Origin of the sequence: Advenella mimigardefordensis DPN7, assembly GCF_000521505.1 — a bacterium.
Lineage (GTDB): Bacteria > Pseudomonadota > Gammaproteobacteria > Burkholderiales > Burkholderiaceae_B > Advenella > Advenella mimigardefordensis.
Genome location: NZ_CP003915.1, coordinates 998913 through 1021744, shown reverse-complemented (window position 1 = coordinate 1021744; position 22832 = coordinate 998913). Strand labels below are relative to the sequence as shown.

18 protein-coding genes and 1 pseudogene are annotated in these 22832 nt (G+C 56.6%); 8 read left to right on the top strand and 11 right to left on the bottom strand.

Going from position 1 to position 22832, the window contains the following annotated elements:
• Nucleotides 1-2 precede the first annotated feature (2 nt).
• The 3 genes from mreD to MIM_RS04695 all read right to left on the bottom strand — a co-directional run bounded on the left by mreD (nt 3) and on the right by MIM_RS04695 (nt 2544).
• Entirely contained in the window at nt 3-539 is a 537-nt protein-coding gene (gene mreD, locus MIM_RS04705; RefSeq protein WP_042069969.1) for a rod shape-determining protein MreD, read from the bottom strand.
• Between the two features lies 1 nt (nt 540).
• Nucleotides 541-1446 carry a rod shape-determining protein MreC gene (gene mreC, locus MIM_RS04700; protein ID WP_025371613.1) on the bottom strand — a complete coding sequence of 302 codons (906 nt, stop codon included), beginning with the start codon at nt 1444-1446 and terminating at the stop codon, nt 541-543.
• Nucleotides 1447-1536: 90 nt separating this feature from the next.
• Nucleotides 1537-2544 (bottom strand): rod shape-determining protein, encoded by a 1008-nt coding sequence (locus tag MIM_RS04695; RefSeq protein ID WP_042069967.1) that lies wholly within the window; start codon nt 2542-2544, stop codon nt 1537-1539.
• Between the two features lie 261 nt (nt 2545-2805).
• Here MIM_RS04695 and gatC point away from each other — a divergent pair, with 261 nt between their 5' ends.
• The 3 genes from gatC to gatB are packed head-to-tail and all read left to right on the top strand — an operon-like array spanning nt 2806 to nt 6089.
• Complete coding sequence (gene gatC / locus MIM_RS04690) at nt 2806-3114, top strand: Asp-tRNA(Asn)/Glu-tRNA(Gln) amidotransferase subunit GatC (RefSeq protein ID WP_025371612.1); 309 nt, start codon at nt 2806-2808, stop codon at nt 3112-3114.
• Between the two features lie 3 nt (nt 3115-3117).
• The gene (gene gatA, locus MIM_RS04685) at nt 3118-4638 is read left to right on the top strand and encodes an Asp-tRNA(Asn)/Glu-tRNA(Gln) amidotransferase subunit GatA (RefSeq protein WP_025371611.1); all 1521 of its coding nucleotides are present in this window, start codon (nt 3118-3120) and stop codon (nt 4636-4638) included.
• Complete coding sequence (gene gatB, locus MIM_RS04680; RefSeq protein ID WP_025371610.1) at nt 4635-6089, top strand: Asp-tRNA(Asn)/Glu-tRNA(Gln) amidotransferase subunit GatB; 1455 nt, start codon at nt 4635-4637, stop codon at nt 6087-6089. The genes gatA and gatB overlap by 4 nt, the downstream gene beginning before the upstream one ends.
• Before the next feature lie 96 nt (nt 6090-6185).
• Here the strand turns inward: gatB and pyrE are convergent, their stop codons facing one another.
• From pyrE to MIM_RS04660, 4 genes are all read right to left on the bottom strand, one after another.
• Nucleotides 6186-6857, bottom strand: coding sequence for an orotate phosphoribosyltransferase (gene pyrE, locus MIM_RS04675; RefSeq protein ID WP_025371609.1), 672 nt, complete (start codon nt 6855-6857; stop codon nt 6186-6188).
• A 125-nt stretch (nt 6858-6982) separates the two neighbouring features.
• Nucleotides 6983-8890 (bottom strand): TonB-dependent receptor, encoded by a 1908-nt coding sequence (locus MIM_RS04670; protein ID WP_052342273.1) that lies wholly within the window; start codon nt 8888-8890, stop codon nt 6983-6985.
• Nucleotides 8891-9189: 299 nt separating this feature from the next.
• Nucleotides 9190-10428, bottom strand: a complete 1239-nt coding sequence (locus MIM_RS04665) for an MFS transporter (RefSeq protein ID WP_042070958.1) — start codon at nt 10426-10428, stop codon at nt 9190-9192.
• Nucleotides 10429-10436: 8 nt separating this feature from the next.
• Complete coding sequence (locus MIM_RS04660) at nt 10437-12710, bottom strand: TonB-dependent receptor (RefSeq protein WP_025371606.1); 2274 nt, start codon at nt 12708-12710, stop codon at nt 10437-10439.
• Nucleotides 12711-12891: 181 nt separating this feature from the next.
• On the opposite strand from MIM_RS04660, the gene MIM_RS04655 reads away from it, so the two are divergent.
• The gene (locus MIM_RS04655; protein WP_025371605.1) at nt 12892-13779 is read left to right on the top strand and encodes an AraC family transcriptional regulator; all 888 of its coding nucleotides are present in this window, start codon (nt 12892-12894) and stop codon (nt 13777-13779) included.
• Nucleotides 13780-13793: 14 nt separating this feature from the next.
• On the opposite strand, the gene MIM_RS04650 is transcribed toward MIM_RS04655, so the two are convergent.
• From MIM_RS04650 to MIM_RS04635, 4 genes are all read right to left on the bottom strand, one after another.
• Nucleotides 13794-14228, bottom strand: coding sequence for a 4'-phosphopantetheinyl transferase family protein (locus tag MIM_RS04650; RefSeq protein WP_025371604.1), 435 nt, complete (start codon nt 14226-14228; stop codon nt 13794-13796).
• Nucleotides 14197-15963 (bottom strand): ABC transporter ATP-binding protein, encoded by a 1767-nt coding sequence (locus MIM_RS04645; protein WP_025371603.1) that lies wholly within the window; start codon nt 15961-15963, stop codon nt 14197-14199. Before MIM_RS04645 ends, MIM_RS04650 begins: the two co-directional genes overlap by 32 nt.
• Complete coding sequence (locus MIM_RS04640; RefSeq protein ID WP_025371602.1) at nt 15956-17737, bottom strand: ABC transporter ATP-binding protein; 1782 nt, start codon at nt 17735-17737, stop codon at nt 15956-15958. Before MIM_RS04640 ends, MIM_RS04645 begins: the two co-directional genes overlap by 8 nt.
• A gap of 370 nt (nt 17738-18107) precedes the next feature.
• Nucleotides 18108-19001, bottom strand: coding sequence for a LysR family transcriptional regulator (locus tag MIM_RS04635; RefSeq protein WP_025371601.1), 894 nt, complete (start codon nt 18999-19001; stop codon nt 18108-18110).
• A gap of 281 nt (nt 19002-19282) precedes the next feature.
• Between MIM_RS04635 and MIM_RS04630 the strand changes: the two genes are divergently transcribed.
• From MIM_RS04630 to MIM_RS04615, 4 genes and pseudogenes are all read left to right on the top strand, one after another.
• Complete coding sequence (locus MIM_RS04630) at nt 19283-19675, top strand: DoxX family protein (RefSeq protein WP_025371600.1); 393 nt, start codon at nt 19283-19285, stop codon at nt 19673-19675.
• 277 nt (nt 19676-19952) lie between these two features.
• Nucleotides 19953-20759: a DODA-type extradiol aromatic ring-opening family dioxygenase gene (locus MIM_RS04625; protein ID WP_025371598.1), complete on the top strand. Its 807-nt coding sequence runs from the start codon at nt 19953-19955 to the stop codon at nt 20757-20759.
• Nucleotides 20760-20938: 179 nt separating this feature from the next.
• On the top strand, nt 20939-21799 hold the full coding sequence (locus tag MIM_RS04620) for a DMT family transporter (protein ID WP_025371597.1): 861 nt from the start codon (nt 20939-20941) through the stop codon (nt 21797-21799).
• A 188-nt stretch (nt 21800-21987) separates the two neighbouring features.
• A pseudogene (locus tag MIM_RS04615) lies at nt 21988-22790 on the top strand (exodeoxyribonuclease III).
• The last annotated feature ends 42 nt before the right edge of the window (nt 22791-22832 follow it).

The following is a 22832-nucleotide window of genomic DNA, read 5'->3' as shown; positions in this document are numbered from 1 at the left end:
CGTCAGTTCAGCGTTTCGTTATCGTCTACCGGCCGCAGCGGCAGCTTGAGAATCAGATCGGCCACAATCCACATCACGCCTGTGATCAGCCCCGACAGCAGCCAGGTCCAGCCACCCCAGGCGCCCTGCAGCCATGCGTTCAGCAGATGGGACGGAAAAGGCGCCAGAAAAAACACAGGTAACATTTGCAGCATCTGGCTGACGAAACCGAACTGCGCCATCCTGCGGCGAAACACCAGTGCACCGAAAATCACCAGTACATAGCTGAGCGCGTGTCCACCCATCACTGTTGCATCATGCACATCCATCAGCAGGCCGAAAATCACGGCACTGGTCAGGCCGACCCCGCGCACCTGCTGTACGCACCAGAAGGCCAGCACCAGAATCAGAATATCGGGTGCCCCCTCCCACTCACGCCACGGCAGCAGCGACGCCAGCCAGGTCAAAAGGATGGTGATCCAGGCGTAAATGGGGCTTGAACCATATACATAGTTGGTCCGTTGCAGGGGTTCCAGCGCAGTCAGGCTACGTTTGACCATCTCAGTTCACCCTGCCCGTTGCCGTACTGTTGCCTGAGTCGGTCAGCGAAGCCGGAATATCCGGCAGATTATCGGTCGGAACCAGCAACACGAGAAAGTGACGATAGCGCTCCGGATGAGCTGATGGCACGGCGCGTGCGCGCATAAAACCTTCTGCTGAATTGTTGTCGACCGCTGCAATTTTTCCGACAGACAGGCCTTGCGGGTAGATTCCGCCGATACCGCTGGTGACCAGATCATCGCCGGGACGAATATCAGCCCCCAGACCCAGATAGCGCACATCCAGCCGCCCCGTTTGTCCCGAGCCAAAGGCAATAACCCGCAAGCCGTTGCGCAGCACCATGACCGGAACTGAAATTTTGCTATCGGTAACCAGTGTGGCCTCTGACGTCATGGGCGTGACGCGCCGGATCTGGCCCACCACGCCGCCCTCGTCAATGACCGGCATACCCGGACGGATGCCATCGTTGCTGCCTTTGGTGAGCACCAGCGTCTGGTTCAGCGGGTTAACGGAGGTGTACAGAATTTCCACGGCGACAGAAGGTGTCTGCACCGTGGTTTTGACAGCCAGCAGGCGACGCAACTGGGCGTTTTCTGCCGCCATTTGTGCGGCATGCGTGGACAGCTGTGCCAGCTCAATACGTTGGCGCTGGACGGCGGCACTTTCCTGTTTGGCAATGGTAATGGCGTTAGACCAATCGTATACCTGTGTGACGGCATCGCGCGGCCACATCGCCGTTTTCTGAAACGGATAGAGCATCACGGACACCGCTTTACGCACCGGCTCGATATAGCGGGTTTGCGAATCGGCGATCATCAGGCCCACGCAAAAAATAGCCAGAAAAAAAAGTCTGACCTCTGCAGCAGGCCCGTGGGTGAAAAAACGTAGTGAACTGTTTTGCTGCATAAGGCAACCGTAAACGGGAACGGAAGGATCAGGAAGACAACAGCAGAAAGAGAAGCAGCGGACCGGGCACGCCGCTTCTCTCAGACAACCTTAGTCGTCAATAAAAATCTGGCCAAGCTTGTCGATATGCTCCAGCGCTTCGCCGCAGCCGCGCACTACGCAGGTCAGCGGGTCATCGGCAACCACCACCGGAATGCCGGTTTCTTCCTGCAACAGACGATCCAGATCTTTCAGCAGTGCACCGCCACCGGTCAACGCAATGCCCTTGTCGGTGATGTCGGCACCCAGTTCGGGCGGCGTCTGTTCCAGCGCGATTTTCACGGCCGAGACAATCTGGTTGAGCGGCTCGGTGAGTGCTTCGAGAATTTCATTGGAAGAGACGGTAAAGCTGCGGGGCACGCCTTCGGACAAATTGCGACCCTTGACTTCCATTTCCTTGACCTCGGTGCCAGGGAACGCGGAGCCGATGGTTTTCTTGATGGCTTCAGCGGTTGGCTCGCCAATCAGCATGCCATAGTTACGGCGGATATAGTTCATGATGGCTTCATCGAACTTGTCACCCCCCACGCGCACCGAGCCTTTATATACCATGCCACCCAGGGAAATAACGGCCACTTCGGTGGTGCCGCCACCAATATCGACGACCATGGAACCGCTGGCATCGGATACATTCAGGCCGGCGCCAATGGCAGCCGCCATGGGCTCTTCAACCAGAAAAACCTGACGGGCGCCTGCGCCCTGAGCCGATTCGCGAATCACTCGACGTTCCACCTGAGTTGAGCCGCAGGGCACGCACACGATGATGCGCGGGCTCATGGTAAACAGGCTGCGCGGATGCACAATACGGATGAACTGACGCAACATCTGTTCTGTTACGGAATAGTCGGCGATCACACCGTCTTTCATGGGCCGAATGGCTTCGATATTGCCTGGTACCCGGCCCAGCATCTGCTTGGCGGCATGGCCCACCGCCTGAATGATCTGGCGGCCATTGGAACCGCCTTCGGTACGGATGGCAACGACTGATGGTTCATCAAGCACAATGCCTTTGCCGCGCACATAGATCAGGGTATTGGCCGTACCCAGGTCGATGGCCATATCAGTAGATAAAAAAACTTCTTAGAAATCCGAACATAATCGCTCAGTTTAAAAATAGGGTCAGAGGAAGATTTTGTGGAGCGCAAAAGGGCTCGACACACAGGTTTGAACGAGTGAACACGTAATCATAACGTATAATTACTTTTTGATCGCGTGATTTACTGTTTTTGCAGACTGTTTTTCCCAAACCGCTGACTATTTTCAGACAACCTTCACGCGACCTCTCCGGCGACTCAATTTTTTTCTGAAAAACAAGCGTTTATGGCTCTTACCGAAAACGATGTGAACCGCATTGCACGTCTCTCCCGGCTCGAACTGGATCCGGCAGAACAGGCGCAGGCGCTCACCGATCTGAACAGCATTCTTGGTCTTATTGAAAAGCTACAGGCCGTGGACACCCATGGGGTTGAACCACTGGCGCACCCTCTGTCGGCCATCCAGGATATTGCCCTGCGTCTGCGTGACGACGCCGTCACCGAAACACCCTCCGAGACCACCCGCTCCCGGCTCATGGCCAATGCCCCAGCCCAGGAAGAAGGTCTGTTTCTAGTACCCAAAGTAATCGAGTAACCAATGACCGACATTTCCAGTTTCAGTCTGTCCGGACTGCGCCAGGCGCTGGACGGCAAACAGGTCAGCGCCGTCGAACTGGCAGAAGCCGCGCTCAATCGCGCCGGCCAGTACGCCAGCCTGAACGCATTTTTGCACATTGATCCCGAACTGACGCTCGCCCAGGCGCGCGCCGCCGACGAACGCATCGCACGTGGCGATGTCCATGCCCTTACCGGCATTCCGCTGGCCCACAAAGACGTCTTCGTGACGCGCCAGTGGCGCACCACGGCCGGCAGCCTGATGCTCAAGGACTATGTCAGCCCGTTCGATGCCACCGTAGTCACCCATCTGGCCAATGCCGGTGCGGTCAACATCGGCAAACTCAATTGTGATGAATTCGCCATGGGGTCCGGCAACGAAAACTCGGCTTTCGGCGTCTGTCGCAATCCCTGGGACCCGCAGGCCGTGCCCGGTGGTTCTTCCGGCGGTTCGGCTGCGGCCGTTGCCGCTGGCATCGTGCCCATCGCGACCGGTACCGACACCGGCGGCTCCGTGCGCCAGCCTGCCGCTCTTTGCGGCATCAGCGGCATCAAACCCACATATGGCACGGTGTCCCGCTTCGGCATGGTCGCCTTTGGATCCAGCCTGGATCAGGCCGGTCCGCTGGCCCGCAACGCCAAAGACCTGGTCACGGTGCTGGACACCATCAGTGGTTTCGACCCCATGGATTCGACCAGTCTGCAGGACTGTCTGGGTACGCCCAATATCGTGGGCCGTGTGCAGCAATCCTTCGACAAGGCAAGCGCCGGCTACCGTGAGGGCGGCGCCAAGCCGCTGCAGGGGCTGCGCATCGGGGTGCCGCGCGAGTATTTCGGCGCCGGCCTCAACAGCGAGGTCGCCGCTGCCGTTGAAGCAGCCCTGGTCGAGCTTGAAAAGCTCGGTGCGGTAAGAGTAGACATTTCCCTGCCTAACACCGAATTGGCCATTCCCGCCTATTACGTGATTGCGCCCGCCGAAGCCTCCAGCAACCTGTCGCGCTACGATGGCGTACGCTACGGCCATCGCGCCACGGCCTATCGGAATATTGATGAAATGATCAGCCGCTCCCGTGCCGAAGGCTTTGGCGCCGAAGTGCAGCGACGCATCCTGATCGGTTCCTATGTGCTGTCCCAGGGCTACTACGATGCCTACTACCTGCAGGCGCAGCGCATCCGCCGCCTGATCGTGGACGATTTTCACCAGGCGCTCAGCACCCAGTGCGACATCATCGTCGGGCCGGTCACCCCTGATGTGGCCAAGAACATTGGCGACAACAACGAAGACCCGACCGCCGACTGGCTGGCCGATATTTATACCCTGGGCGTGAGTCTGGCAGGCCTGCCGGCCATGTCGGTGCCTTGTGGTTTCGGCCGCAATGGCACCCGCCCGGTCGGCCTGCACATTATTGGTAATTATTTTGACGAAGGCCGCCTGCTGGCCGTAGCCGACTGCTTCCAGCAGCACACCGACTGGCACACACGCACACCGGATATCCAATCATGAAGTGGGAAATTGTTATCGGACTGGAAACCCATACCCAGTTATCTACCCAATCCAAAATTTTCTCGGGCAGCAGCACCGCCTTTGGCGCTGCGCCCAATACCCAGGCCAACTGCGTTGATCTGGCCCTGCCCGGCAGCCTGCCTGTCATGAACCGGGGCGCTGTGGACCGCGCCATCCGTTTCGGCCTGGCCGTGGGGGGCACCGTATCGCCCCGCTCCATTTTTGCGCGCAAAAACTATTTTTATCCCGACCTGCCGAAAAACTATCAGATTACCCAATTTGAAATCCCAGTCGTGATCGGTGGCAAAATCCGCTTTTTTGTGGGCGATGAAGAGAAAACCGTGAACCTGACGCGCGCGCATCTGGAAGAAGATGCCGGCAAGTCACTGCACGACACTTTCAAGGGCCCGCAAGGCGAGCCGGCCACCGGCATTGACCTGAACCGCACCGGTACGCCCCTGCTGGAAATCGTCACTGAACCGGAAATGCGTTCGGCTGCCGAAGCCGTAGAATACGCAAGAACCCTGCACGGCCTGGTGGTCTGGCTCGGTATCTGCGACGGCAATATGCAGGAAGGCTCGTTCCGTTGCGACGCCAACGTCTCGGTTCGCCCTGTCGGGCAGAAGGAATTCGGCACACGCACCGAGATCAAGAACGTCAACTCGTTCCGCTTCCTGGAGCGCGCCATTCTGTTTGAGGCCCGCCGCCAGATCGACGTGCTGGAAGATGGCGGCACCATCATCCAGGAAACCCGGCTGTACGATGACGTGAACGATGAAACGCGCAGCATGCGGACCAAGGAAGACGCGCATGACTACCGTTACTTCCCGGACCCCGACCTGCCACCACTGATGATCAGCAGCGAATGGATCGAACAGGTTCGCGCCGACATGCCCGAATTGCCCGTGGTGCGCCGCGAGCGCTACGAAACCGAACTGGGCCTGCCCGCATACGACGCAGCCCAGCTGACCGTTACCCGTAGCGTATCCGACTTTTTCGACGCCACCATGGCACGCCTGCCTGCCGAACAGGCCAAGCTGGCTTCGAACTGGATCATGGGCGAACTGGCTGCTTCCCTGAACCGGGAAGAACGCGAGATTGCCGATAGCCCGGTCTCACCTGAAAACCTGGCCAGCCTGATTCAGCGTATTGCCGACGGCACGCTGTCCAACAAGGCCGGGCGCGAAGTGTTTGCCGCCCTATGGGCCGGTGAGCATGAGCGCAATGTGGATGCCATTATCGAAGCACGCGGGCTCAAGCAGGTGAGCGACGCCGGTGCCATTGGCGCCCTGATCGATGAGGTGCTGGCGGCTCATTCTGGCATTGTTGAAGAGTATCGTGCAGGCAAACAGAAAGCCTTCAATTCACTGGTCGGTCAGATCATGAAAGCCGGCAAGGGCAAGGTCAATCCTGCCCAGGTCAACCAGTTACTCAAAGAAAAACTGGGCTGATGGTTCAAAACAGGCTGCATCGATGGTCATGTTAGCCATCCGTTGCAGCCTCTTCTGCAACAACCGCCGGACACACCCGGCGGCGCATTGCGATAATCAGCGCAGAATCCCGTATTTATTACGGTAGGCCGATACGGCCTCCTGATGCTGTGCAAAAGTCGCATCTTCATCAAGCAATTGCATGATATCGTCCAGCGATGCGATGCTGACGACCGGCATGCCATACTTCTGTTGCACATCCTGTACGGCAGAATGCGCAGACAGCGCATCATCTGCACCCGCACGCTCCATGCGGTCCAGCGCAATCAGCACAGCGGCAGGCGTAGCACCGGCAGCACGAATAATCTCCACGGATTCGCGCACCGAGGTACCGGCAGTAATCACATCATCAATAATCACGACGCGCCCCTGCAACGGCGCGCCTACCAGCGTGCCACCCTCACCATGGTCCTTGGCTTCCTTGCGATTGAAGGCAAACGGCACTTCCGCCGCTTGCGATGGGAGACCCGCCAGCGCGATCGCCGTCGCTGCTGCCAGCGGAATGCCCTTATAGGCAGGGCCAAACAACATATCGAATCCCACGCCGGAATCGCGCAGCGCCTGCGCATAGAACCGGCCCAGCTCACCAACCGACCTGCCGGTATTGAACAGACCGGCGTTGAAAAAATAGGGACTGAGACGGCCGGACTTTACTTTGAACTCACCAAAGCGCAAGACGCCTTCCTGCGAGGCAAAGCGGACAAAATCAAGACGGTTCTGAGAAGACATGATGTTCCTGCTGAAATATCGATAGGTTGTAGACTCCGCAATGATAAAGCAAGCCTGCCCTGATCGGTAAATATCTTGACTTAATGGTTCATTGAGTCGTTCCCTTCCCGTCGCCCGCTTCCCCGTCAGAAGTTCATACTCACGCGTATGCCCACGTTTCGCGAAGTGCCTGCCGCCAGTGCATTCTGTGATACTGCACGCGTGTAATAGTGGGCGTTACCCAGGTTCTGTCCATACACGCCGATACTGAATCTGCCGCCCGTATAAGTGACATGTGCATCGACCAATGTATAAGGCTTATTCACGAAATTACTGTTGGTCGCCAGCGTCGACCTGCCATGACGAACTACACTGGCACCCAGGCTCCATTGGGCGTGCGGCTGCCATGACAAGCCCAGACCATAGCTTTGGCGCGGTGATGTACTGAAACGCTGGCCAGCCCAGTCCACCCCATTGAGGACAAAATCGTCCCATTTTGCATCGACAACGCCTGCGAACGCATTCAGTTCAAGTTCCGGCACCGGTCGCCACATGCCGGTCAGCTCGAACCCCCGGCTATGAGCCCGCGCAGCATTGTTGGTCACAGTCAGACCGTTGACTGAGCCCACGACTTGATGGTCATGCAGGATCGTGCTGAACGCCGTCGCACCCAACTCCCATCTGTCGCCCTCCCCTCGTATCCGATAGCCCAATTCGATGTAATTTGCCAGCGTCGGAAGATAGGCGTATTGCGCCCGTTCACGCTTGGTGGCGTACAGATTGTAGCCCGGCGCTTCATACCCGCGCGACAATTTTACCCAGCCAAAATGACGCTCATCCGGACCATATTCGAGTGTAAGGGTGGGCAGCAGTACCGTTTTCGTCACGCTTGCATTGCGCAACGAGTCCGTCATGCTAAATGACCTATCAGGGATTCCATCGCCGTCCGAATCCATGTAACCACGCTGCTCGCTGCGCCAATTCAGGCGCTGGCGATCATGCTGGATTCGCAAACCTGGCGCGAGCCGCCAGCCCCGCGCAAAAGCCCATCCCGCCTGCCCGTACAATGCCAGCGTATGTCCCTTACGCTTTGCCAGCGTATTGCTGGTGAAATAGGGCGCCATGTCGAATTGGTAAGGCGCATCGCGACGCGCCTGCTGTGCAAACACGCCGACCATCCAGTCGATGGCCTCTTTATGCCCGCTCAACCGTGTGTCTGCACTAAGCTCGCGAGTTACCATATCGAACCCGGCCTGCGCCTTGAACAGGGAACGGGGCAACCAATAATTCCATTCCGAACGGCTTGCCCCGAAGGTCACGGCAAGGCGGGTATCACCCGCGAACTGTCGCTGGTAACTGCCCGAAAGCAATGTGTACTTGGTATTGTTTGCGCCTTTTTCGGTTGCCGTAGATTCATGCCGGCGGCTGAGATCTTCCGGCGCGAAGTAATCGTTGCCGCCACGCAAATTCATGTGATAGAGGCCCAGGCGCCATTGCCCGCCGCCATCATCTGTATGCAACAACTTCAGTTTGGCCAGGGTGCTGTGCCACCCGGCCGTATCCTTACGGTCCAGAGTCCGGTTATAGGTATTGCCATCAGATTGTTCGCCACCTATCGCAATTCGCAAGCCTGTGCGCCCCGCCAGCGGCACATCGCCACTGACCGTCGCGCGCTGCCGCTTATGGCTGCCATATTCAAGAGAAACATCGCCCGCGGCAGTCAACCCGGGATCCCGGGAACGCATCTTGACCAGACCGCCCAATCCATTGGGACCTTCCAGCAACTGCGGGCCGCGCAGGATCTGCACCTGGTCCAGGTCAAACAGCTGGCCCACGAAGTTTGACGGAACCGACACGCCATCCATCAGGACCGGGATATTAGTACTATCAGACTCATCTACATGGATGCCAAGCCCCCGGATCGTAATCACCGGATTGGCATGGGTATAACTGGTCAGATGCATATTGGGCTGGCGATGCGCGATCTCACCAAGGGTGTCCAAATGCTGTGTTTCCAGGGTTTTGCGGTTGATGATCGACACACTGGACGGCATCGTGAATCTGTTTTCATTCGCCTCTGCGACAGGAACGGCTAAAACGGGAGGCAGTAAATGCGCCGCTTGTCTTTCAGTTGCCCGCTGCTGAGCAAACGCGAGTGGTTGTCCGACCGGCAGCGAACACAGGCCGGTGAAAACGAGGGTGATGGTTAATTGACGATATGCTGGATATACAAAAGGGAAAAGCGGTGTCTTCATAAGCAACTTAGAAATAATATGAAATATATTATTTCTAAAAGTAACTTTATACCGGGTGGGAAGCCACCCAAAAAAGATCGACATTCCCCACAAGGGAACTATTTCTCTGCCAGTCGCAATCTCGGCAGGCAAACCACCGTTATCAGCAAAACGCCTGCGGCACTCGCCCAGGCAATGGCAAAGGCATCGCCATACCCATAAGCCTGGCCCAATCCACCGATCATGCCGGTCGCTATCGCGTTACCGAATCCCTCGCAGCACTGCATCACGGTAAAATCGGTGCCAGGACGGTCTTTTGATGACCAGTTCATAAACAACGCCCATACTGTCACAAACATGGCCCCCTCAAACAGCGATTGCAACGCGAATGCAGCATATAGCGTCATCAATGAAAACGGGCCGGTAATCTGCAGTACCCAGGCGGTCCCCATCAACACCCCGGACAATATCATGCCAGCGAGCACTGCCCTGCGGTTTCCGGCATAGCGTAGCAGAGGAATGCCGATGCATGCGCCTCCTACCGCCACAAATACAAGATTACTCATTTGCAATCGGCCGATCTGTTCAAGATCAAATCCTTTGTCAAGCAGCCAGGGTTGGGCCAGCGTAGAGACTGCCGTGCCTGCAAATTTGAAGCTCAACGCGAGCAGCAACGCCCAGCCCAAATCGCGGTGCTTTGCCAGATCGCGCAATCTGACCCGTGATGTCGTGGCCTTCGTATTGGCCGCCGTGTGGCGCCAACCAGGGATAAGCCAAAGCGGGATGTAAACGACTGCCATGAGTATCGCCAGGATCAGCATCGTCACCGGCCATCCCACCGATGAATAGACTTGAAGCAGCCCACCCCCTCCGATCAGCATACCCCCGATAAATCCCGCGATTTGTATGGCGTTGGCAGTGCCTGCACGACGCCCCTGGAAGCGCAGGACGGCATAGGAATTGGTGACGATATCCTGTGTCGCACACAACAGATTCAGCAATACGATCAATACAATGATGGTATACAGCGATGCCGAGGGTGGGAACGGGATCATGACCAGACAAGTCAACACAATCAGCGCTTGCGTCATCCACAAGAACCGGGGCAGCCCCCATCGGGCGCAGGCGTTTTCGATCGGGCCGGCCCACAGGAATTTCAGGGCCCAGGGCAGGAAGGCCAACCCGGTCAGCCCGACTGCCGCCACGCTATGTCCGCCATGCCGAATCATGGCACCCAGGGCATTGAATGCCAGGCCAATGGGCACGCCCTGCGCAAAATACATCAGGGCAATGGACAGGTATTCTCCGGAAGGCGACGGACTTGCCAGCGGGCGGGTCGAAGCCGTTTGATGCGTCATGGTTTCCATCAGAAATTCATGCTCATGCGCACACCCACTGTGCGCGACGCGCCCGCCACCAGCAGATCCTGCGACAATGCCCGGGTAAAGTAACGGACATTGCCAAGATTCTGCCCGTACACTCCGACACTGAATCGGCCATTGGTATATGTCACATGTGCATCTACCAGTGTGTAGGGTTTATTTTCGATTTCGCTATTGGGGGCAAGTGTCGTCCTGCCATGTCGCACGACATTGACGCCAAGATCCCATTGCGGATGTGGCTGCCATGACAGGCCTGCACCATAGCTCTGGCGCGGCGTCATACTGAAGCTGTGGCCGCCATAATCAACACCATTACGCATGAAATCGTCCCATTTGGCGTCGACAAAGCCCGCAAAGGCATTCAGTTCAAGTTCCTGCAGAGGCCGCCACCGTCCTGAGAGCTCGACGCCCCGGCTGTGCGCCCGCGCTGCATTGCTCGTCATATTCTGGCCATTGACCGAGCCCACGACCTGTTGATCATGCATGATGGTACTGAAGGCGGTGGCTCCGACTTCCCACGTGTCATCCCGGCCACGCAGCCGGTAACCCAATTCGATATAGTTTGCCAGCGTCGGAAGATAGGCCTGGGCGGCCTGTTCGCGCATGGTGGCGTAAGTATTGAAGCCGGGCGCTTCGTATCCACGGGTCAGCCTGACCCAGGCAAAATGACGCTCATTCGGCCGATACTCCAGCGTGAGACTGGGTAACCACACCGTTTTATTAACGCTGGCGTTCTGAACGGTTTCCGTGGTACTGAATGGCATATCGGGCATCCCGTCACCGTCAGAATCCATATAGCCGCTCTGGTCGCTGCGCCAATCCATGCGCTGGCGGTCATGCTGTATCCGCAAACCCGCCGCGAGCCGCCACCCAGGCGCGAAAGTCCACCCAACCTGTCCGAACAAGGCGGTCGTATTGCCCTTGCGGGTCGCCTCGGTATCGCTGGTGTAATAAGGTGCCATGTCATAAAGATAGGGAGCATCGCGCCGGGTCTGCTGTGCAAACAGACCGACAGTCCAGTCGATCGCATCTTTTTTGCCGGCCAGGCGTGCATCCGCGCTAAGCTCACGGGTCACCATATCAAAACCGTTGCGCGCACTGAACATGGATTCCGGCAACCAATAATTCCACTCTGAGCGGCTTGCTCCCAACGTCACGGACAATCGCGTGCCGCTGGCGAACTGACGCTGGTAGCTGCCCGATACCAGTGTGTATTTTGTATTGTTCGTTCCCTTATCGGTCGCATTCGATTCGTGCTTGCGGCTCAGGCTTGCCGGCGCAAAGTAGTCATTGCCGCCACGCGAATTCATGTGATAGAGTCCCAGTCGCCATTGGCCGCCCGCATCGTCTGTGTGCAACAGTTTCAGCTTGGCTTGAGTGCTTTTCCAGCCCGCCGTGTCGTCCCGATCCAGGGCCGCATTCTTTGTTTCGCCATCGGACTGTTCCGCTCCCACCGCAATACGCAAGCCCGTGCGTTCTGACAGTGGAATGTCGCCACTGAGGGTGGCGCGACGCCGGTTATGACTGCCGTACTCCAGGGAAACATTGCCTCCCGCAATCTCGCCAGGGTCGCGGGAACGCAGGCGGATCAACCCGCCAAGCCCATTGGGGCCCTCCAGTATTTGTGGACCACGCAGAACCTGCACCTGGTCAAGGTCAAACAGCTGGCCGATCGATAATCCCGAAACCGGCACACCGTCCAACACGACCGGAATATTCGTGCTATCTGCTTCATCCGCATGAATCCCCAATCCCCGGATCGTGATAATGGGGTTAGCATGGGTATAACTGGTCAGGTGCATATTGGGCTGGCGATGCGCAATCTGCCCCAGCGTGTCCAGATGCTGATCTTCCAGCGTTTTTCCGTTGACGACTGTCATACTGGCCGGCGTTGTGAACAGATTTTGCCCATCGTCTGCAACGGGCGTAGCAAAAATCGATGGCAATACTGGTGTTTGCTGCGTACCGATGGTGGCTTGCTGTGCGACTGCCTGAGTTTGCCAGACTGGCAACGTATACAAGCCGCCGGCTACCAACGCACATATCAGTTGACGATTGGCGGAGCGTCGGTTTGGAAAAGACGAATTTTTCATTGAAGACAGGCCCATGAGGATATCTGCCAAAGCGTAAATGCCCTCTTTCTTGCATGCCACCCCAAAAGGATCGACACTCCCCGCAAGCGAATTATTTGTAACAACACGCTTGCCTCTCCTCTCTGCCGATGCGAATGGCAGGTGACCTTCCGAAGAAATGGTCATTCTTATTGCTAATAGAAATGATTATCATTATACTTTTATGCGCCCTACTCGCATTCGCCTCCAGGTCATTTGGGAAAGAATGGAAGTGGCACACAGACCGCATCCTTCAAGGCTGGGACCCTCGCTATAGGCAGACGCCCCTTATGCGGACGCAGCGTTCATGCAGATTTGAGGTAAGAATATGCAAGTTGTGAACTCAACAGAGTTTTTCGATAATCACAAAGTGGCGGCATCGGGTGCCGCTGTCAAAACACTGGATTTGCAGCCCGGGCTGGCTGTCTCGCTCGTGCGGTTCGAGACAGGTCAGCATATGGACGCGGTAACGGAAGACGATGCGGATGCCCGGGTTCATTTCAATTGTCTGTTGCGGGGAACAACCAGCATCACGTGTGACGGCCGCAGTTTTGAACTTGACAGCGATGACATCCTGGCAACGTTCACGCCAGGAAAACGGTACCAGATTGGCTGCAGCGCCGGCTGGTGCAATATCGAACTGCGCATTACCCCGCAATTGCTGTGTGAGTTGGCCGGAGAAGAATCCGAAGCGCTTTACCAAGGTTGCGGCAACGACTTCTGCCTGATGCGCAATGCCAGCAATCTGCGAATCCGCGATGCCACAGACAGGCTGGGACGGCTCCTTGCAGAAGATAATACGTCGCCGTTGCTGGTGCATGCCGCAGCACTAGAATTTCTGGCGTGGCAGCTCAAATCGCTCCAACCCGACGCCGTCAGCTCGGGCGTTGCTCCCCGTGAACGCAGGCAGTTGCTCGCAGCACGCGAACGCCTGTTGGCCGATCTGAGCAATCCGCCCACAATCGAGCAACTGGCCCGGGAAACCGGGTTAAACCAGCTCAAGCTCAAGAGAGGCTTCAAAAACCTGTTCGGCGTCAGTGTATATGCCCTGTTCCAGCGTGAACGCATGGAACACGCGCGCAGATTGCTACTGCAACATAGCGTGACGGAAACTGCGATACAGCTCGGTTACAGCAACTTCAGCCATTTCAGCACCGCGTTTCGCAAGCAGTTTGGCGTCCTGCCAAGCGAAGCCAGACGTTTTGCCCTGAGTTGAGTCACACTGCACATTCACACACCTGGTCGAACGATAAGACAAGCCGCCGCCTGACGATATAACGCTAATGCGACCCAGCCTGCGCTATGGCTCAGATTGAAATGCACTGCGTCGCCAGGCAAGGTCGGCTTGCCCAGTCGATCGACAGTAAATTGCACGTCCCGTGGCGAAACATTCAACACATTGCCGATTGCCCATCGCTTCATACCATGTGCGAGCAGATGGCGTCGGCGATCATCAGCGAACCGATAGGCCCGACACCGGCTATGCTCGTGCGCGTCCAGCCAGGCAGGCGGAACAGCGCAAGCAAGGGAAAGCGGCGCGCAAAACAATCGCAGCTCGCCCTCATTCAATGTTTCGGTCGCAGTGTTGACCAACCGAAAAGCCTGGTCGACATCGCGCAACAAATTATCGGAATCAATTCGTTGCGTCACCGCAAGCCTCAACATGAATTTCCACCTCCTGTCTGCGCCATAGCTCTGCATACAGCCCGTCGTGCTTCAGCAGTTCCTGGTGGGTGCCTTTCTCATGCACGCGCCCCTGGTCAAGCACAAGAATCTGATCAGCATGACGGACGGCATTCAGGCGGTGCGCAACCATGAGCACGGTCTTGCCCTCGCTCAGGCACGCCAACGCCTGCTCAATGTCATGCTGAGACTGGGCATCCACCGACGCTGTCGCCTCATCGAGCAATAACACCGGCGCATCCCTGAGTATCGCGCGTGCGATCGACAGGCGCTGGCGTTCACCACCTGACAATTGCTGGCCATTTTCGCCGATGCGCGTGGCGTAGCCCTCCGGGAGGTTCTGCACGAACGAGTCGCAACCCGCCCTGCTGCATGCATCAATCACCTCGCGATCACTCGCGCCGTCCCGTCCGATACGAACGTTATCAAGTATGCTGCCCTCAAATAGTTGCACATCCTGGAACACGAAGCCAAAATAACGATAGAGGCTATCGCTGCGCCAGGCATTCAGGTCTGTGCCGCCCAGGTAAATGGTGCCCGATTGCGGGTCATCGAAGCGGGCCAGCAAATGCAGCAAGCTGCTTTTACCGGCTCCGGACGGACCGACAATAGCCGTGACCGTACCCTGCGGTACCTCGAAGTCAATATCCTGTAAAATCAGTTTGCTGTCATACGCAAAACTGACCTGTCTGTACGCCACACTGAAATGCTGCGGCGGCTCGGTACGTGCTCCTTCCCTGAGAACCGGCGTGTCCAGCAATCTCTGCAGACGCGCCTCACCCTGCAGCATGGCACGCAACTCCACCAGATAGGCGGCCGCATCAAGCAACGGGTCCAATACTTTGTACGATACAAGGACAAACAGCAGCCACGTGGCCGGTGTCAAATCCTCGTCGCCGGCGAGCCACCCGGCCACAAGCAACAATAACAGCAATCCCAGTTCCAGAACGGCCCGATAGGCCTGCACCGATCCGCCACCCCAGGCTTCGGCACCCATGCTGACTTGCCGGATCTGCGCAAATCGCTGATCCAGCCGGCCTATCCAGACGTGGGCGCGACCAAACAATCGCAACGTCCGAAGGCCGGATATAAATTCAACGATCAGGCCACTGGTCTCCTGCACCGCCAACTGCTTGCCCCGACCCAGTGTCAGAAAGATCCGGTTGGCAGCGTTCAATGCAAATAGCGCCAAGGGCCACGTGATCAGCAATGCCAGCGCCAGCCGCCAATCCACCCAGATCAGGCATATCGCAAACAGAACGGGAACCGACACAGCAGCCAACAATTCGGCAGTCAGGTGGGTGAAAACGTCTTCAAGGCGTTTAACATCATCGGTCATGACCGACGATAATTGCCCGACACGCTGGCGAGCAAAAATACCCAGGGGCAATTGTCGCAGGTGATCAATCAGACGTTCGCGATAGGATAAGGTCAGGTCATAGCTGCCCAGAAAACTGTTCATTTGGCTGAAGTATGAAAATGCCATTTGTCCAAGCAAAAGAACGACGAGAATGACCGCAGGTACAGCCCACGAAAAATGATCTGATGTCGCAGCGGCAAAAGGCGGCATGTCCAGCAGCCAGTACCAGGCGAGAAAATACGGCGCGATAGAAAAGGCGCGTTCCGCGACGCGCAGCAGCAGTCCGACATAGATTTTCGCAGGAGACCGGCGGCTTTTCCGGATCACCCGCAGGCAGGCGCGCACAAATTCAGGCATGCTCTTTTTCTCCTGGTGGAACGACAAACCTTGTCTGGCTGTCGTCCCTTGATTGCTGCGATGCCTGCGCCTGCCACATTTGTCGGTACAAGGTACAGGTCTGCAGCAAACTGGCGTGACTGCCAGAACCGACGACGCTGCCGTGATCCAAAACGACAATATTTGCCGCATCTTTCACGGAATAAAGACGATGCGCAATCGTCAGCACGGTCAGATCGGGATAGGTCCTGTGCAACGCTTCGTAGAAATGCTGTTCGGTTCTGCTATCGGCAAATGCCGTACTTTCGTCCAGCACCAGAATCGGTGTATTTGCCAGCAATGCCCGCGCCACGGCAAGACGCTGGCGTTCGCCACCAGACAGTGTCAGCCCCCGTTCGCCGACATGCGTATGCCACCCTTCAGGTAAGGCGTTGACAAACGCTTCGGCCTGAGCGACACGCAAGGCCTGACGAACCTGGTTGTCACTGGCTTCGGGCTGGCCCAGCTTTAAATTCGAGAGCAGCGTTCCCCGAAACAGAAAGGCGTCCTGTGCGACAACGGCAATCGTGGCGCAGCGCTGCGCATCCCCGATGTTTGCCAACCGACAGTCGCCAACCAGTATGTGCCCCTGATCCGGTTCGATCAACCCGCCTAACAGACTGGCAATGGTGCTTTTGCCGGCGCCCGATGGCCCCACCAGCGCAGTCACCCGACCCGCAGGAATCGGGAACGACACGTCGCTCAGCACCGGCCGGCTACCGTAAGTCACGTTAATCCCCGACAATTGCACACCAGACGACGTTAAGGTTTGTCGAGTTTCCGACTGGCATTCTTGCATAGACAGAACCGGTTGCATACGCTGCACGCCACCGAGAATCTCTCTGATCTGCGTCTGGAACCGCATCAATTTCATCAGTGGCCGGACCATGCCATTGCCAAGCACAATAGCAATCAGCATGCCCGTCAGATCAATCTGTTGTTCGTGCATAAGCCAAAGTCCGATAGGCAAAACGACAATATTGGCATTGAGCATCACGACGAACAGAGACCAGCCTGGAACGGTGCCGCGGGTAATACGTTGAACCAGATCATGATACCGCGACAGCCCGTTGCGCATGCGAGCAAAGGAATGCGCGCCCTGATTGAATGTTTTCATGACAGGCATGCTGCGCAGATATTCAACTGACGCTCCGTTCAGTTCCCCGATAGCCTGCTGGTATTCGGTCATATATTGGCCCACGTTCCGCATGGCGATGGCCTGGATCACGGCGGCCAGCAAAGGGGCTGCCAGAGCTGCCAGGGCAAGGCGCCAGTCGACCCACCACAATACTGAAATGACGAGGACCGAGGCCGCAAATGCCGCCATCATCTCCACGAGATGATGCGCAATGAATTGCTCTATGCGCTCCACATCCTGCATGACAAGCTGATTCAGGACGCCAGAATTGTGCTGCTGCAGCCAGGGCAGTGGCGCCCTGGCCAGGCGCCGGACCAGAATCTGGCGTGTGTCCATCAGCACGCGATAGGCTGTCTGGTGGCTGAGAAAATAGGCCAGTGAATAGACGATGTATTTTCCCGCCAGTGCCAGCGCCAGCCAGCCTGCCAATTGGAAGAAAACGTAGGCATCGGGCAGCCCGGGCAAGGCCGCTACTGAATAGCAAAGAATCAGGAAAGGAACCAGCTCCAGCGCAGCAGCGACCGCCGCGAGCATGATCGCCATGCCCAGTGGTATGCGATGGCCACGCAGCAGCGTATTCAGAACAGACCAGGATGCGCTGTTGCTAGTCTTGGACATGCCGCTGTTCCTCCGAAAAAAATGACAAATAGAAACCCCTGAGACTGCGTGGCGTATCCGCCTTGCATCTGTCTCGCTACGGAAGAAGGATAAAAAAAGCCCCGCGATTTTCTCTACCCGATTCGGTAAAGCCATCCCCCGCATGCGAACCATTTTTCAGGCAAAAAGAAATATCGCTGTTTCAAACTTCAATACCGATCCGGGTAATCGGGGTCTATTTCGGGTAGCTGGATTGTTCCCAATAGATAATGATTCTTATTCATTATTTTGTATGCGATGCGCGAACAGGATGTCGCCACAGTTGAAGCGGGTGAACGGGGGTGAATTGATTACTCACCCTCTTTTTTACAATACGCACCTTTATCGGCCGCTACTGGACAGTCGATCCCGCCATGGCTTCAGAGAAAAAATCAATAAAGCTGCGCACTTTGCCGGTTTGGTACTGGCGACTCATGTAGCTTGCAAAAATATCCAGCGGCGGGCTCTCATGGTCGGGCAGCAGTCGCAACAAGCGTCCTTGGCGCAGATCGTCTTCCACCAGCCACGCTGGCAGCATGGCAACGCCCATGCCGGCCAGCACCAATTTACGGCTTAATGTCGTGTCACTCACCTTCATCAGGCTCTGCAGCTGAAATTTCAGCGTGCCTGCTGGCCCCTGCAGCAGATAATCATTGCGATCACGATAATTGGGCATGACCGCGCCGAAACGCTCCAAGTCCTGGACCGACTGTGGCTGGCCCATGCGGCCGATATAGTCCGGACTGGACACCAGCACCAGCGGCACCTGCCCGACCTTGCGCACGATCAGTTGCGGTTCGGGATCATGTGTTACCCGTATTGCCAGATCCATCCCCGCCTCGGCCAGCTCAATCTTGCTGTTTGTCAGGTAAAGATCAAGCACCACCCTGGGGTACCGGTTCTGATATTGCACCAGCAGCTGGGCGATACGGTTACTGGCAAACCACACCGGTGCCGTTACCCGCAACACTCCACTGGGCTCGCCGTGGCGATCGCCCAGCACGGCTTCGGCCTGATCCAGCACATCCAGAGCATCAATACATTTGTCATAGTACAGCCGACCGGCTTCAGTCAGGCTCAGCTTGCGACTGGTGCGATGCAACAGGCGCGCCCCCACATGCTGCTCCAGATGCACTACGTGCTTGCTTGCCATGGGATTGGATATCCCCAAATGGCGGGCTGCGGCATTAAAGCTGCCGGCACGCACCACTTCACAGAATACTTTGATACTGAGTAGCGTATCCATCCAAAAAATATCCTCATTTCACCTGTTCTTTACGGGTACAACGACCGTTCACCGAACGTGACCGTCGTAAATAGGCCGCAACCATCATTTCCTCACAGGAAATGGTTCGTTAATAATATCAGTATATATTCCCTGATCAAATACGATTACACTGTTTTTCACGTTATCCGATACGACGAACGCTTGCTGGCGCATAGTTCAATTGTGATTTATTGCAATTGTCGATAAAGTCTTACAAGGCATCCGCCGTATCGATTATTCACCTGACTTAAGGATTAATCATGAAAACAGACCATCTGGTTCCCTACGCCCTTGCCCTGCTTCGTATCGTTTCAGGCTATACCCTGGTCCTGCACGGTACTGCCAAATACTTCCATGTGCCTCACATTGAAATGTTCGACAATCTGCAGGCACTGTCCATGCCTGGCATCGCCGGTATGATCGAACTGGTTGCCGGCATTTTGCTTATTCTGGGTCTGTTCACTCGTTTCGCAGCATTCATCGCATCCGGCATGACAGCAGTCGCTTATTTCTATGCTCACGCCCCTCAGGGCAATGCGCTGTTCCCGCTGATGAACGGTGGCGAAACGGTTGTGCTTTATAGCTTCATTTTCCTGTTTATCGCTGCGGCCGGCGCTGGCGCCTTCAGTATAGACAACAGCCGCAAGGCCTAAGCGGCCCTCAGGTTCCATACGCCCGGGCGCTGTCGGTTCTGAATACACCGGATTTGTCGGTCGTTCGCCACAGCCATCAGCACCCAGGGCTGCTGCCGCGCCGCTCCTATTACGGCGGCCAGCGCAGCCGGTTTTTCCTTTTTTGCGTTCTCGCCCGGATCGTTCATCGGGCGGGCGCCCGCGCGGCCAGACCCAGCAGGTTCCAATGCCGCGAGGCATCCTGCACTGTACCGGGTACAGCGATCTGACCACCGGTTCATTTCATTCGGAGTTAAAAATGACAATGCCTGTTTACTTTATTTCGCACGGCGGTGGCCCCTGGCCCTGGGTGGAGGAATGGAAACCCATGTACGCCGCATTGCATGAATCATTGCAACACTTGTCAGCAGAATTACCGGCAACGCCAAAAGCAGTGTTGATGGTCTCGGCCCACTGGATTACAGATGAAATCACCGTGAGCACAGCGGGCCAGCCAGGTATGCTCTACGATTACTATGGTTTCCCCGAGCATACTTATTCCGTGCAATATCCTGCGCCCGGCGATCCTGTGCTGGCCGCGCGCGTACAGAGCCTGTTACAGGCCGGCGGCATTGCAATCGCACAGGACGCCAGGCGCGGCTTCGATCATGGCGCATTCGTTCCCATGGCGGTGGCCTTTCCGCAGGCAAATATTCCCATGGTGCAGCTGTCCATCCGCAAAGATTACGACCCGGCATTTCATCTGCAATTGGGTCGGCTGCTGGCACCGCTACGGGAAGAAGGCATACTGATTATCGGCAGCGGCCTGAGCTATCACAATCTGCGTCTGCTGGACCGGCGCGGCGCAGAGCCATCTGCGCAATTTGATGCCTGGCTGCAGCAAACCGTCGTAGACAGCGACCCAGTGCAACGCGCAACCGGCCTGCTGCATTGGGAACAGGCCCCTTCTGCCAGATTGGCGCACGCCCACGAAGACCATCTGATTCCCCTGATGGTCGCCGTCGGTGCTGCGCAGCAGGACCCGGCCACACTGTCTTACCACGAAACCCATGCCTTTGGTTCCATCACAGCATCCAGCTTTCGCTTCAGTCAGACTGCCGTTTAAGTGGCCAGACCAGGAGCGGCCAGGGGCGCTGCTTGCTGCCATACTCAATGGCAACAGGCAGCGCCCCTGATCAATGGATGGAACGTCACCCTATCTATTGAACCGGATAGGCGCCAATCGCTTGCCAAACGGCTTGCCGATCTCCACAATACGGGTTTGCCCTAGCTAACACCCCAGACATGACACCGCGACATAAAGGCCTGATCAGTGCGCATATCGCCGCCGTTTTCTTCGGACTCACCGGCGTCTTCGGCCATGTGATTCACGCCAGTCCCATGACCATTACCTTCGGTCGCGCCCTGTTTGCCGTACTGGCACTGTATGGCGTTGCGCGCTACCTGCGAACATCCCTGGTGCGCGGTCTGGATCGCCGCAGTTGCCTATCCCTGGTTTGCTCCGGGGTTGCATTGACCGTTCACTGGGTGACCTTTTTCATGGCGGTCAAAACCGGTGGCATTGCGATTGCCACCCTGGGTTTCGCCAGCTTTCCCGCCTTTATTACGCTACTGGAGCGCGTGGTACTTAAGGATCAGGTCAATATGGTGGACTGGGTACTGGTAGCCCTGGTGATGAGCGGGCTGATTCTGGTCACACCCGCCATAGACCTGAACAATGCCGGCACGATCGGCCTGTTCTGGGGCGTGCTCTCGGCCATTACCTTCGCCACACTGGCGCTAATCAATCGCTCGCTTGCCCGGCTCAACGCCATTCAGATCGCCTTCTGTCAGAACCTGATCGTACTGGCGCTGTGTCTGCCGCTGGGTCTGGGTGGCATGGCCATGCTGTCCGATAGCAGCCTGCTGTGGCTTATTGTACTGGGCGTGATCTGCACCGCGCTTTCGCATTTTCTGTTTGTTCACAGCCTGCGCAGCATTCCTGCCCGCAGTGCCGGTCTGATTATCGCGCTTGAACCCGTTTATGCCATCGCCTTTGCCTTGGTACTGTTCAACGAGCAGCCGACACTGAAAATGGCATTAGGAGCGGTACTGATTATTGCCGCCGCGATATGCCCCCGCAAGCAGACCGGCCACGCAACCTGAGCGATGTTCTAATCCGTCTGACCGGGGAGCGATTGGCCTGTTGCGCTCTCTGCCCCACCGGTCACGACCGGCACCGCCAGGATGGCACACTCACCCGACGCAAATAACGCCCCGATATCCGCGATTGTGACGAACCCACGTCAGGGGCTACAATAGGGTTCGCGCCGATTCATCAAAAAGGATTTCCCGTGCTTCGTGTTACCTCACTCAACGTCAACGGCCTGCGATCCGCCTTTCGCAAAGGGCTGGCTCAATGGATGGAAAATCATAATGCAGATGTCATCTGTCTGCAGGAAATCAAAATCCAGGATGCAGATCTTATAGACGAACTGCGTCACCCGCTCAATTACACCGGCTACTTCTGCCATGCAGAAAAAAAGGCTATAGCGGCGTGGGTCTGTATCTGAAACATGATGCCAACGTGAGTGCGGGCATGGCTTGCGATGAGTTTGATCGTGAAGGCCGGATTCTGCGCGCAGACTTCAAGGACCTGACCATCATCAGTGCGTATCTGCCTTCGGGTTCCAGCGGTGAGGAGCGGCAGGCCGCCAAATTCCGTTTTCTGGATCATTTCGGGCCCTGGGTTGACGCCATGATGGAAGATCACCGAAAAACCGGTCATAACTACATCATCTGCGGCGACTGGAATATCGCGCACAAAGAAATCGACCTGAAGAACTGGAAAGGCAATCTTAAAAACTCCGGTTTCACACCAGAGGAGCGTGCCTGGATTTCAGATGTGTTTGACCGCCGCGGCTTCGTCGACGTTTTTCGCAAGATCAACGAAGAACCGGACCAATACACATGGTGGAGTAATCGCGGTCAGGCCTGGGCCAAGAACGTAGGCTGGCGTATTGATTACCAGATTGCCACGCCGGGCATTGCCGAAAAGGCCATCGCCACCTCCATCTACAAGGACGAACGCTTCTCGGATCACGCCCCGCTCACCATCGATTATGACTGGAAGCTGGAACCGGTAGCCCGGGACTAAATAGCAAAAAAGTCGCTACGCTAATAATAAGTAGCGACCCTC